The 11,968-nt window shown below is 69.1% G+C and carries 12 protein-coding genes; 7 read left to right on the top strand and 5 right to left on the bottom strand.

The window, feature by feature from the left end; genetic code table 11:
• The first annotated feature begins 69 nt into the window (after positions 1-69).
• The gene (ligD, locus tag HCX50_RS13930) at positions 70-1,143 is read left to right on the top strand and encodes a non-homologous end-joining DNA ligase (RefSeq protein WP_167634787.1); all 1,074 of its coding nucleotides are present in this window, start codon (positions 70-72) and stop codon (positions 1,141-1,143) included.
• 15 nt (positions 1,144-1,158) lie between these two features.
• Here the strand turns inward: ligD and HCX50_RS13925 are convergent, their stop codons facing one another.
• Together HCX50_RS13925 and HCX50_RS13920 are read right to left on the bottom strand one after the other, a co-directional pair.
• On the bottom strand, positions 1,159-2,202 hold the full coding sequence (locus tag HCX50_RS13925) for an ATP-dependent DNA ligase (RefSeq protein ID WP_091034889.1): 1,044 nt from the start codon (positions 2,200-2,202) through the stop codon (positions 1,159-1,161).
• A gap of 60 nt (positions 2,203-2,262) precedes the next feature.
• On the bottom strand, positions 2,263-3,714 hold the full coding sequence (locus tag HCX50_RS13920; RefSeq protein WP_167634786.1) for a phytoene desaturase family protein: 1,452 nt from the start codon (positions 3,712-3,714) through the stop codon (positions 2,263-2,265).
• Between the two features lie 64 nt (positions 3,715-3,778).
• On the opposite strand from HCX50_RS13920, the gene HCX50_RS13915 reads away from it, so the two are divergent.
• Positions 3,779-4,267, top strand: a complete 489-nt coding sequence (locus HCX50_RS13915; protein ID WP_091034884.1) for a hypothetical protein — start codon at positions 3,779-3,781, stop codon at positions 4,265-4,267.
• A 2-nt stretch (positions 4,268-4,269) separates the two neighbouring features.
• Positions 4,270-4,791, top strand: a complete 522-nt coding sequence (locus tag HCX50_RS13910; RefSeq protein WP_205829189.1) for a GNAT family N-acetyltransferase — start codon at positions 4,270-4,272, stop codon at positions 4,789-4,791.
• A gap of 33 nt (positions 4,792-4,824) precedes the next feature.
• Here the strand turns inward: HCX50_RS13910 and HCX50_RS13905 are convergent, their stop codons facing one another.
• Both HCX50_RS13905 and HCX50_RS13900 read right to left on the bottom strand, forming a co-directional pair.
• A complete protein-coding gene (locus HCX50_RS13905; protein ID WP_167634785.1) occupies positions 4,825-6,060 on the bottom strand; it encodes an acyl-CoA dehydrogenase family protein in 1,236 nt (411 codons plus the stop codon).
• A gap of 63 nt (positions 6,061-6,123) precedes the next feature.
• Positions 6,124-6,783 carry a TetR/AcrR family transcriptional regulator gene (locus HCX50_RS13900; RefSeq protein ID WP_167634784.1) on the bottom strand — a complete coding sequence of 220 codons (660 nt, stop codon included), beginning with the start codon at positions 6,781-6,783 and terminating at the stop codon, positions 6,124-6,126.
• A 59-nt stretch (positions 6,784-6,842) separates the two neighbouring features.
• On the opposite strand from HCX50_RS13900, the gene HCX50_RS13895 reads away from it, so the two are divergent.
• The 4 genes from HCX50_RS13895 (at position 6,843) to HCX50_RS13880 (ending at position 10,417) form a co-directional block, all read left to right on the top strand.
• Complete coding sequence (locus HCX50_RS13895) at positions 6,843-7,196, top strand: DUF2510 domain-containing protein (protein ID WP_244176012.1); 354 nt, start codon at positions 6,843-6,845, stop codon at positions 7,194-7,196.
• A gap of 113 nt (positions 7,197-7,309) precedes the next feature.
• Entirely contained in the window at positions 7,310-8,476 is a 1,167-nt protein-coding gene (gene sucC, locus HCX50_RS13890; protein ID WP_167634783.1) for an ADP-forming succinate--CoA ligase subunit beta, read from the top strand.
• 18 nt (positions 8,477-8,494) lie between these two features.
• Positions 8,495-9,397: a succinate--CoA ligase subunit alpha gene (sucD, locus tag HCX50_RS13885; protein WP_091034872.1), complete on the top strand. Its 903-nt coding sequence runs from the start codon at positions 8,495-8,497 to the stop codon at positions 9,395-9,397.
• Between the two features lie 225 nt (positions 9,398-9,622).
• Positions 9,623-10,417: a hypothetical protein gene (locus tag HCX50_RS13880; protein ID WP_091034762.1), complete on the top strand. Its 795-nt coding sequence runs from the start codon at positions 9,623-9,625 to the stop codon at positions 10,415-10,417.
• Positions 10,418-10,511: 94 nt separating this feature from the next.
• Here HCX50_RS13880 and HCX50_RS13875 read toward each other — a convergent pair.
• Positions 10,512-11,968: NCS2 family permease (locus HCX50_RS13875; protein WP_237682514.1), on the bottom strand; the 1,457-nt coding region annotated here is incomplete at its 5' end.

The following is an 11,968-nucleotide window of genomic DNA, read 5'->3' as shown; positions in this document are numbered from 1 at the left end:
GGTACCGGAGCCCGTTGCCCCTACCGGCGCGGGGTTCCGTCGGTCGGGGCATCGCTCTAGGGTCGGAGCATGGCCTCAGAACGTGTGACCCTGACCATCGCCGACTCCGACGGAGAGCGCGATGTGGCCCTCTCGAGCCCGAACCGGGTGGTGTGGCCCGACCTCGGCATCACGAAAGCGGAGCTGGCCGAGTACGCCCAGCTCGTCGCGGTTCCCTTCCTCGCGGCCAACGGCAACCGTCCGGTGTCGCTCGAGCGCTTCCGCGACGGCGTCGGCGCGTCCGACGGACCGCGCGCCGAGGGCTTCTTCTCGAAGAACCCGCCCAAGGGGACGCCCGACTTCGTCGACGCCGTCACCGTCACGTACAACAGCGGACGTCAGCATCCGCAGATCGTGCTCAACCGGGCGAGCGCGATCGTCTGGGCCGTGCAGATGAACACGATCGTGTTCCACCCCTGGGCGTCGCTGGCCACCGACGCCGACAACCCCGTCGAACTGCGCATCGACCTCGACCCGCAGCCGGGTACGGACTTCGCGGATGCCGTGACCGCCGCGCACACGCTGCGGGAGGTGCTGCGCGAGGCGGGGCTCGAGGCGTTCGCCAAGACCAGCGGCAACCGGGGACTGCATGTGTTCGCGCCCATCGAGCCGACCCACGAGTTCCTGGACGTGCGGCACGGCGTGATCGCGGCCGGGCGCGAACTGGAGCGACGGATGCCGGAGCAGGTCACGACGAACTGGTGGAAGGAGGAGCGCGGGGAGAGGATCTTCGTCGACTTCAACCAGGCCAACCGCGACCGGACGATGGCCGGCGCCTACAGCCCGCGCGCGCTGCCGGGGGCGACGGTCTCGACGCCGGTGCAGTGGGACGAGCTCGACGGCTTGGATCCGCGCACGTTCACGGTGCGCAGCATCCCGAAGCGCCTCGAGGAGGTCGGTGACCCTTGGGCGACGATGCAGAATTCGCCCGGCCGCATCGACACCCTGCTGGAGTGGTGGGAGCGCGACAGGGAGAACGGACTGGGAGAGCTGCCGTTCCCGCCCGAGTTCCCGAAGATGCCAGGGGAGCCGCCCCGCGTGCAGCCGAGCAAGAAGGTCGCCGCCAACTGGGACGAAGACGGTGCTCCCGCCGAGAAGGACTGAGTCGGCGCGAACCCGTCAGCGGAGGACGTCGGCGAGGTCGTAGCCGGCGACCGTGTCGAGCTGGTCGTAGGTGCAGGAGCGGGCGTCGCGATCGGGCCGCCACCGCTCGAACTGCACCGTGTGGCGGAAACGGGCGCCTTCGAGCTGGTCGTAGCGCACCTCGAGCACCCGCTCGGGACGCAGCCGCACGAACGAGACGTCCTTGCCGCCGCTGAACCTCGACCGCTCGCCTTCTGCGGTCACCGCTTCACCGCTGTCGTCGCGCTCGACCAGGGGAGCGAGCTCCTCGACGAGTTCCTGCCGCCGCGCGTCGCTCCAGGCGGCCACGCCGCCGACCTGCCGCAGCACCCCGTCGTCGCCGTACAGACCGACCAGGAGCGAACCGACGCCGGATCCGGACTTGTGGATGCGGTAGCCGAGCGCCACCACATCGGCCGTCCGGGCGTGCTTGATCTTGAACAGCGTCCGCTTCCCCGGCGCATACGGCTGGTCGAGGGGCTTGGCGACGACCCCGTCGAGTCCTGCGCCTTCGAACTCGGCGAGCCAGCGGACGGCCGCGTCGCGGTCTCGGGTCGTGCGGGTGATGTGCAGCGGATGGTCGACACCATCCATGAGCGTCTCGAGGCGGGCTCGTCGGGTCTCGAAGGGCTGCGTCAGCAGATCGTCGTCGCCGAGGGCGAGCAGATCGAAGGCGATGAACATCGCCGGCGTCTCCGCCGCAAGCTTCGCGACGCGGGAGGCCGCCGGGTGGATGCGCTGGCTCAGCGCCTCCCAGTCCAGGCGCTGCGAGCCGAGTGGTCCGGTGGCGACGACGATCTCCCCGTCGAGCAGGCACGGTCCGGGCAGTAGTTCGGGGATCGCCTCGACCAGCTCGGGGAAATACCGGGTCAGCGGCTTCGCGCCCCGAGAGCCGATCTCCACGGTCTCGCCGTCCCAGGCGATGAGGCCGCGGAAGCCGTCCCACTTGGGCTCGAACAGGAGCCCACCGGAGGTTTTCGCCGGGTCCGGAACCGCCGGCACCGCTTTGGCGAGCATCGGCGCGGGGATCTCGTAGCGCATGGTCCCATCCTGGCCGCGGGTCATCGATTCCGGTACCCCGGCGTCGCCGCCGATCGAGCGTCAGCCGAACACGTCGTCGAGCCCGGCCGGCATCCCGGCGTCGTGCAGCACGGTGCGGGCCGCGTGCCAGCCGGCCATGCCGTTCACCGCGGGGCCGGGCGGAGTCGATGCCGACGCCAGGTACACCCCGCGCATCGGGGTGCGCCAGGGCGCCGGAGACAACACGGGGCGCCGCACCGCCTGCCGGATGTCGAACACGCCGCCGGAGATGTCTCCGCCGATCTCCCCGGGGTTGATGGCCTCCCGAGACGACGCAGGAACCGCGTGATGAGCGAGGATCAAGTCCCGGAAGCCGGGCGCGTAGCGCTCCACCTGCGCCGTGATGAGCTCGGTGGGGTCGAGGTCGGAGCCGTTCGGCACATGGATGTATGCCCACAGGACGGCTTTGCCCTCCGGCGCGCGCGTCGGGTCGAAGACGGAGGGCTGCACGGCGAGCACGTAGGGGCGTTCGCTCACATGTCCGGCGGCCACGGCGTTCTCGCTCGCCCAGACCTCCTCACGCGTCCCGCCGAGGTGTACGGTCACGGCGTTCCGCACCTCCGGGTTCGACCACGGGATGGGGCCGTCGAGCGCGAAGTCCACCTTGGCCGCGGCGGCGCCGTAGCGGTACCCGCGCAGCGCTCTGGCATATCCGGTCGGCACGTCGGGGTGGGTGAGCGCGAGCCGGGGCGAGGTGTTCAAGAGGAGAACATCCCCGCGGGAAGGGTCGCCGGCGTCGAGGGTGCGCAGGTCGTTCACGCGCGCGCCGGTCTCGACCGTTCCGCCGTGCGCCTCGAGGTCGGCCACCAGGGCATCGGCGATGGTCTGCGAACCGCCGCGGGGGTAGGGCCAGCCTCCTGCGTGCGCGAGAGCGGCGAGGAGCAGCCCTGCCGCTGCCCCGGCAAGGGTCGGCTGCGGGGAGTTCGCGTGAGCGACCACGCCTGACATCAGCGCGGCGGCCTCCTCGGTCCGGAACGCCGTGCGGGCGAGAGGGGTGCCCTGGTCGAGCATCCGGATCGCGTAGCGCGCCGCGGTGACGGGGTCCGCGGGTATCCGGAGGAGCTGATTGCCGGTGAAATCCGTCACCCCTTCGATGTGGGTGCTGAGCGGGCGCAGGCGGGCCAGCCAGGCGTCGCGGTCGACTCCCAGGGCCGCGGCGGTGCGCTCGATGTCCCGCCAGGCGACGGCCGCGCGGCCGCCGTCGAGGGGGTGGGCGAACGAGATGTCGGGGCGGATCCACTCGATGCGCTCGTCGAGCCGGAAGGCGCGGAGGAACGGCGAGGAGACCGCCGCCGGATGCACGGCGGAGCACACGTCGTGGCGGAAGCCCGGAAGCGTCCCTGTCTGGGTGCGCAGTCCACCGCCGATCGTGTCAGCGGCCTCGAGAACGCGGACCTCATAGCCGGTGCGGGCGAGTGCCACCCCGGCGGCGAGGCCGTTGGGTCCGGATCCGATGATCGTCGCGCGTGCCATGCGGCCAGTCTCGCACGGGCAGAGTGGTCGAAAGAGGGGGTTGCGGCGTGCGATCCTGGAACAAATGAAAGAAGTACAAGGGCCGACCCCCGCAGGCACCTCCCGTCCATACCGTTCGCTCCAGGAAGCGCTGCGCGCGCACCGCATCGACCCGTCGAACCACGCGTTCATCGCGGAGATCACCCAGACGATCGGAATCAGCTCGTTCATCGACCGTGGTCGCTACATCGAGGCCATCCGTCGTGGGGAGGGCGCCGCGCTGCACATCGGACGCACCTACACGAACGGCTTCACCGAGGACGAACGGCTCGTCGTCGGTTCCGCACCGCTTCGTCTGCAGCCGAGCGAGGGTCGCGCGCCCTACTTCTACGTCAGCCACCCGAGCGAGTTCATCCCGCTGACCCCGCCGCGCGCGGCCAAGCGCACGACGACTCCTCGCGTTTCCGCGCCCCGCGCCGGGAAGGCGCCGAAGCCGGTCGAGGAGCGCGAGTACGGCGTGTGCGACGTGTGCTTCATGGTGAAGACCCCCGCCGGCGGCTGCGGCTGCGACTGACGGTGAGCGCCGGCACGCAGGGTCCGCTCGAGCGACCGGTGGTCCGCGTAGCCGATCTGACCGGCCCGGATGCGATCGAGGTCGGTTCCGCGGTGCGGGCGTATCTGCTGCAGACCGAGCTCGAGAAGCACCAGCAGGAAGGGACCGTTCCGGACCCTGCTGCCCCTCTCCCGGAACGCTATCGCCGTGAGGTCGAGGACCCCTCCGCCGCCTACGCCGGATATCGGGTGCTGATCGCGCAGCTCGCGGAACGCGTCGTCGGTGTGGTCGTGCTCTCGGAACGGGACGGGATCGCGGAGATCAAACGTCTCTGGGCGGTTCCTGCAGCCCGCGGCCGCGGTGTGGGGTCGGCGTTGCTCGACAGTGCCGTGCACGCGGCGGCCGAATCAGGCGCGACCGAAGTTCGGCTGTCCGTCTGGGACTGGCGACAGGGTGCTCTGCGCCTCTACGAATCGCGCGGCTTCGAGCGCGTGCCGTCCTGGGACGACCGGGAGCGGCTCGTGTGCATGGTGCGCCCGGTCTGACGAGACCGCGGCGAACGCTCGCCGGCTGCGATCTCAGGCGAACGCGCTCATCCCGGTGATGTCACGCCCGAGCAGCAGCGCCTGCACGCTCTCCGTGCCCTCGTAGGTGTGAATGGCCTCGATGTCGGCCATGTGCTGGATGACGCCGTTCTCGAGCAGGATGCCGTTGCCGCCGAGCAGGTCGCGGGCGGTCGAGGCGATGCGTCGCGCGGCGCGCGTGTTGTGGAACTTCGCGAGCGACGCCTGCGTCGGCCGCAGCTCGCCCGCAGTCTCCAGATCTGCCATCCGCCGGCAGTACAGCTGCATGGCGGTGAGGTCTTCGAGCATGTGGGTGAGGCGCTCCTGCACCATCTGGAACTTCGCGAGCGGCTTGCCGAACTGCACGCGCTGGGTCGCGTAGGCGAGTGAGGCCTCGTAGCAGGCGGTCGCGTGTCCGAGCGCCGACCAGGCGACGCCGGAGCGGGTCGCGTACAGCACGGTCGAGGCGTCCTTGAAGCTTTTCGTCCCCGGCAGCACGGCGTCGAGCGGCACGCGCACGTCATCCAGGACGATGTGGGCCTGGTGGATCGCCCGCAGCGAGGCTTTACCGCGGATCACGCTGCCCGTATAACCCGGGGTGTCCTGCTCGACGAGGAAGCAGCGAACCGCGCCGTGCTCGTCGGCGCCCTCGTCGTCGATCCGCGCCCACACGAACGTGATGCCGCCGGACGCGCCGTTGCCGATCCACTTCTTCGCGCCGCGGATGACCCACGAGTCGCCGTCGCGGCGGGCGACGGTCTCGAGGGAGACGGAGTCCGAGCCGTGGTCGGGCTCGGTCAGCGCGAAGGATCCGAGGACCGAGCCGTCAGCGAGAGCGGTGAGCCACCTCTCCTGTTGATCCGGGGAGCCGAACAGCGCGAGGGTGCGCAGGGCGAGCCCGCCCTGCACGGCGAGGATCGTGCCCAGTGAGCCGTCGCCGCGGGAGATCTCCATGTTGACGAGCCCGGCGGCCAGCGGCGACAGGCTCGTGAGCGAAGGGTGCTGGACGCCGTCGACGACGAGGTCCATCTCGCCCATCCGACGGGCCGCCTCCAGCGGGTACTCCGCGCGGTCCCAGGCATCCGCCATCTGCGGGGCGACCTCGTCGACGTACGACTTCGCCCGGTCCCACGCCTCGCGGTCGGCGGCGGGGATGTCGGTGAAGACGGCGTAGTAGTCGCTGTCCTGACGCGCGGTGATGTCGTACGACGAGACCCGCTCGCCGGGGAACGGGGTGGCTGCAGTGCTCATGGGGCTCCTTCGTGGACCTGAGTATCGTACTCCTCGATACTCGGTTCCACGACCCTCGAGCGGCTAGTCGAGCTCCGACTGCAGGCGGCGGCTGACCTCGGCGATCGGCATCGAGCGCGGGAACACCGCGACGACCATGTCGTCCGGGGCGGTGGTGGCTTCGCCGGCCACACCGTAGCGGCGGCGTACGTCGGCCAGTGCCGTCTGCAAAGTCGACAGCGGCACCTTCTTGCGCCCGCGCAGCAGCTGGCGCAGCACGTGGTTGTGGACGGCGGTCACAAGGGCGGCGAAGCCCACGGCATCCAGCGGGTCGACGCCGGGAAGTGCGCCGCGCAGGTACTCGTCGAACAGGCGCTCATAGCGGAAGACCGTGATGATCTCGCGTTCGCGCAGCACGGGCACCTCACGTACGATCTGGTAGCGACGGCGGGCGAGCTCGGGGTCGTGTGCGAAATGCGCGAAGACCGACTCGGATGCCGCGCACACCGCGCCCCACGGGTCGTCGTGCCCCTCGTCGAGGAACTCCCTGAGCTGCTCGAGGAGCACCTCGTGGTCGGCGAACACCACGTCTTCCTTGCCGCCGAACTGGCGGAAGAAGGTCGAGCGCGAGACGCCGGCGGCCTTGGCGATCTGTTCCACCGAGGTCTGGTCGAACCCCTGGGCGCTGAAGAGTTCGAGCGCTGCGGCCACGACGCCGGTGCGCAGTTCTGCGGATTCGTGCATGGCGAAAGCCTAGACCTCGGCGGGCGGAGACGCCGAGGTGAGGCCGTCATACTGGGAGCGTGAGTGAGCGCGGGATTGCGGCCGGATGGTTTGAGACGCGCCGTCGCGGCACTCTGCGGTGGTGGGACGGCTCGCGCTGGACCGAGCACATCGCGGTGCGAGGGCGGACGACCACGCTGGCGGTGGAGAGCGCGACCGTGCGCAGACAGCTCCTCGTCACCGAACTCGTGCTCGTGGCTGTCCTCGTCGGCTCGATCCTGATCGCCCTGTGGGGCTCGCTGCCGGTGCTCGTGGTGAGACCCGTGGTCGTCGCCGTCGGTGCGGCCCTCGTCGTCGTCCCGCTCGTGATCTCGCGACAGCTCCGTCTTGCCGCGCTGCCGGCGAGGCGCTGGGGTGTGCCGACGCTCCGCTGACCCGGCGTTGCCGCTGCCGCAGGAGCGTCCAGGCCGAGGTAGTAGGCTGGGGGACTGGTCGATGTCTCGACATCGAGAGAATTACCAGACAGCAGCCCAGTGAAGGAACCACAGTGGATCTGTACGAGTACCAGGCACGAGACGTTTTCGAAAAGTACGGAGTGCCGGTCCTCGCCGGCATCGTCGCGGACACCCCTGAAGAGGTGAGGGCGGCCGCCGAAAAGATCGGCGGAGTGGTCGTCGTCAAGGCTCAGGTCAAGACCGGCGGCCGTGGCAAGGCGGGCGGCGTCAAGGTCGCCAAGACCCCCGACGAGGCGTACGAAGCAGCGAAGGCCATTCTCGGCCTCGACATCAAGGGCCACGTCGTCAAGCGCGTCATGGTCGCGCAGGGTGCGCGCATCGCCGAGGAGTTCTACTTCTCCGTGCTGCTCGACCGCGCCAACCGCTCCTACCTGAGCCTCTGCTCGGTCGAGGGTGGCATGGAGATCGAAGAGCTCGCGGTGGAGCGTCCCGAGGCGCTCGCGCGCGTCGAGGTCAACCCGCTCACGGGCATCGACAAGGAGAAGGCCGTCGAGATCGCTCGCGCGGCGAACTTCCCCGAAGACCTCGTCGAGAAGGTCTCCGACGTGTTCGTCAAGCTCTTCGACGTCTACAAGGGCGAGGACGCGACGCTCGTCGAGGTCAACCCGCTGGTCCGCACCGAAGAGGGCGACATCATCGCGCTCGACGGCAAGGTCACGCTCGATGACAACGCCTCCGAGATCCGTCACCCCGAGCACGAGGCGCTCGAGGACAAGGACGCCGCAGACCCGCTCGAGGCCAAGGCCAAGAAGTCGGGCCTCAACTACGTGAAGCTCGACGGCGAGGTCGGCATCATCGGCAACGGCGCGGGGCTCGTCATGTCCACGCTCGACGTGGTCGCCTATGCGGGCGAGAACCACAACGGCGTGAAGCCGGCCAACTTCCTCGACATCGGCGGTGGCGCCTCGGCCGAGGTCATGGCCGCAGGCCTCGACGTCATCCTCGGCGACCCGCAGGTCAAGAGTGTGTTCGTCAACGTGTTCGGTGGCATCACGGCGTGCGACGCCGTCGCCAACGGCATCAAGGGTGCCCTCGAGACGCTGGGCGCCACGGCCTCCAAGCCGCTCGTCGTGCGCCTCGACGGCAACCGCGTCGACGAGGGTCGCGCGATCCTCGCCGAGTACGCGCACCCGCTCGTGACCCTGGCCGCCACGATGGACGAGGGCGCCGACAAGGCCGCCGAGCTCGCCAACGCCTGAGACTGAAGGACTAGAAGAATGTCGATCTACCTCAACAAGGACTCCAAGGTCATCGTCCAGGGCATCACCGGCGGCGAGGGCACCAAGCACACCGCGCTGATGCTCAAGGCCGGCACCCAGGTCGTCGGCGGCGTGAACGCCCGCAAGGCCGGCACCACGGTCGCCCACACCGACAAGGACGGCACCGCCGTCGAGCTGCCCGTCTTCGCCTCGGTCGCCGAGGCCATGAAGGAGACCGGCGCCGACGTGTCGATCGCCTTCGTGCCGGGTGCGTTCACGAAGGACGCGATGATCGAGGCCATCGACGCCGAGATCCCGCTGCTCGTCGTCATCACCGAGGGCGTGCCCGTCGGCGACTCGGCCGAGGCCTGGGCTTACGCGCAGAGCAAGGGCAACAAGACCCGCATCATCGGCCCGAACTGCCCCGGCATCATCACGCCGGGCGAGGCGCTCGTCGGCATCACGCCCGCGAACATCACGGGCAAGGGACCGATCGGCCTCGTGTCGAAGTCGGGCACCCTCACCTACCAGATGATGTTCGAGCTGCGCGACCTGGGGTTCTCGACCGCCATCGGCATCGGCGGCGACCCGGTCATCGGCACCACGCACATCGACGCGCTCGCCGCGTTCGAGGCCGACCCCGAGACCAAGGCCATCGTCATGATCGGCGAGATCGGCGGCGACGCCGAGGAGCGTGCGGCCGATTACATCAAGGCGAACGTCACCAAGCCGGTCGTCGGCTACGTCGCGGGCTTCACGGCTCCCGAGGGCAAGACCATGGGTCACGCCGGCGCGATCGTCTCCGGCTCGGCCGGAACCGCTCAGGCCAAGAAGGAGGCCCTCGAGGCCGCCGGCGTGAAGGTCGGCAAGACGCCGTCCGAGACGGCCGACCTGATGCGAGCGATCATCGAGTCGCTCTGATCTGAGTTACGCTTGATCTGAAGGCCCTGGACTCCACTCCGGGGCCTTCTTTCATGCCCGGGTCCCCGGTCATGCGCGGTTCCGGGAGTGAGAGCACAGCCGCCCCGACGGCCGACCCGCGCGCCTCACCCTGCGCGTGACACCGGTAGGCTGGTTGGGCGGTCCTGTCGAGCGGCGCCATCTTCGCGTCCCGGGGACCGCATTTCCATGTCTGGGGAGGACAAAATGGGTTATTTCGACGCGCCCGCGCACAGCGGATCTGATCGGGGGATCGGCCGACGCACGGCGCTCAAGGCGGCCGCATGGTCGCTGCCTGTCGTCGCTGTCGCCGTCGCTACACCGTTGGCCGCGGCGTCGGTCGGGCGGGCCGACGAGTGCGTCGTCGTGCCGGTCGGTGCGTTCCAGATCGCCGGCAACACCTTGAGCAGCAACGGCGCCCTGGGAACTTCGCCGACTGCCGACGGCAACTTCGGCACGGGGTGGACCCCGGCGAAGGCGCCGAGTGGCAACTGGTCCGAGGGATTCGTGCAGACCGATCACGCGGTCGCACCTGCGCCCGCCAGCTGGTGGCAGGGCGGCGGCGATGTCAGCGGTGCGGGCTTCCTGTCGCTCGACGACAACAACAACACCGACGCCGCTCCCGAGATCGCCACGACCGTGACCCTGCAGTTCGCCGTCCAGGTGACCTCGGGGACGGGGTACCAGTTCGCGTTGCCGATCTACACGGCGGCGAGCTACCTCGGCACCCAATACCTCGACGTGTCGATCTCAGGTGCAGGAGTGGCGCTCGACGGTGTTGTGCAGGGCTTCGCCGGGACGAAGTCGATCTCCATCGAGCCCGCCGGAGTCAGCGGATATGCGCCGTTGGCGGCATCGCAGTCGCCGGTCGTGTCGTTCACGCCGTCTGCCTCGGGAGTCGTGCTGTTCACGTACACCTTCACGCTCGCCTACGTCAGCGGCGGACAGCGACAGAACGCCGACATGATGGTCCAGGCTCCTCAGTCGCTCGCCTGCATCTGAGGCTCATCGTCCGCGTCGCATCGACACGAAAGGTCGCATCGACACGAAAGAGGGGCGGATGCCGCAGCATCCGCCCCTCTCGTGCAGCCTCGGGTCAGATCCCGACGCCGAAGAGCGCCTCGATGGGCCCCCGGGCGAAGAAGATGAGGAAGCCGGCGCCGACGACCCACAACAGCGGGCTGATGGTCTTGGCCTTACCGGAGAAGGCGTGGATGAGCACCCAGCTCACGAAGCCCGCGCCGATGCCGTTCGCGATCGAGTAGGTCAGCGGCATGACTGAGACGGTGAGGAACACCGGCAGCAGCACGCGGAAGTCGCTGAAGTCGATGAAGCGGATCTGCGCCATCATCATGGCTCCGACGATGATCAGCGCGGCGGCGGCGATCTCGGTCGGGACGATCGAGGTGAGCGGGGTCAGGAACATCGCGATGAGGAACACGATGCCGGTCACGACGTTCGCGAGACCCGTGCGCGCGCCCTCGCCGATGCCGGCACCCGACTCGATGAAGACCGTGCTCGACGACGACGAGGTCGCGCCACCGGCGATCGCACCGACACCCTCGACGACCAGCGCGGACTTGATGCGCGGGAAGTCGCCGTTGTCGTCGGCGAGGTTCGCCTCTTTCGCGAGGCCGGTCATGGTGCCCATGGCGTCGAAGAAGTTGGTGAACAGCAGGGTGAAGACGATCATCACGATCGCCACGAGGCTGACCTTGCTCAGGTCGAAGCTGAAGTCGACCGCGCCGATCAGGCTGAGGTCGGGGATGCCCACGGGGGAGCCGTTCAGCGCCGGGACGGTGAGTCCCCATCCGCCGGGGTTGACCACGTTGCCCTCGTCGTCGAAGCCGCGGGCTCCGATGTGCCAGATGGCCTCGACGATCACGGCGAGCACGGTGCCGCCGATGAGGCCGATCAGCATGCCGCCCTTGATCTTGAGGGCGACGAGGATGCCGGTGAGCAGGAGCGTGATCACGAAGAGCAGCGTCGGCACGGTCGCGACCGAGCCGTTGACACCGAGACCCACGGGCGGCGACGAGGAGCCGGTCGCGGTCACGAAGCCCGAGTTGACGAAGCCGATGAAGGCGATGAACAGGCCGATGCCGACCGTGATCGCGATCTTCAGCTGGAACGGCACGGCGTCGAAGATCGCCTTCCGCAGCCCGGTGGCGGCGAGCAGCACGATGACGACACCGTTGATCATCACGAGCGCCATGGCCTCGGGCCACGTCACCTGGCCGACGACCGAGAACGCGACGAAGGCGTTGATGCCGAGGCCGGCGGCGAAGCCGAAGGGGAGACGCGTGACGAGTCCGAACAGGATCGTCATCACACCGGCGGTCAGCGCGGTGGCCGCTCCCACGGCATTGAACTCGAGCATGTTCCCGGCGACGTCGGGCTTGCCGGACAGGATGATCGGGTTCAGGATCACGATGTAGGCCATCGTGACGAACGTCACCAGACCCCCTCGGATCTCGGTGCCGATCGTGGATCCGCGCTTGCTGATCTCGAAGAAGCGGTCCAGGGAGTTCTTGGGCTCGGTGGGTGCCGGGG

Origin of the sequence: Microbacterium sp. B19(2022), from assembly GCF_012030385.1 — a bacterium.
GTDB classification, from domain to species: Bacteria; Actinomycetota; Actinomycetes; order Actinomycetales; family Microbacteriaceae; genus Microbacterium; species Microbacterium oxydans_B.
This window is presented reverse-complemented; position numbering and strand designations above follow the sequence as displayed.

Excerpts from the sequence above, each read along its gene's own strand:
- ligD (WP_167634787.1), top strand. The coding sequence starts at position 70 with ATGGCCTCAGAACGTGTGACCCTGACCATCGCCGACTCCGACGGAGAG.
- HCX50_RS13925 (WP_091034889.1), bottom strand. The coding sequence starts at position 2,202 with ATGCGCTACGAGATCCCCGCGCCGATGCTCGCCAAAGCGGTGCCGGCG.
- HCX50_RS13920 (WP_167634786.1), bottom strand. The coding sequence starts at position 3,714 with ATGGCACGCGCGACGATCATCGGATCCGGACCCAACGGCCTCGCCGCC.
- HCX50_RS13915 (WP_091034884.1), top strand. The coding sequence starts at position 3,779 with ATGAAAGAAGTACAAGGGCCGACCCCCGCAGGCACCTCCCGTCCATAC.
- HCX50_RS13905 (WP_167634785.1), bottom strand. The coding sequence starts at position 6,060 with ATGAGCACTGCAGCCACCCCGTTCCCCGGCGAGCGGGTCTCGTCGTAC.
- HCX50_RS13900 (WP_167634784.1), bottom strand. The coding sequence starts at position 6,783 with ATGCACGAATCCGCAGAACTGCGCACCGGCGTCGTGGCCGCAGCGCTC.
- sucD (WP_091034872.1), top strand. The coding sequence starts at position 8,495 with ATGTCGATCTACCTCAACAAGGACTCCAAGGTCATCGTCCAGGGCATC.
- HCX50_RS13880 (WP_091034762.1), top strand. The coding sequence starts at position 9,623 with ATGGGTTATTTCGACGCGCCCGCGCACAGCGGATCTGATCGGGGGATC.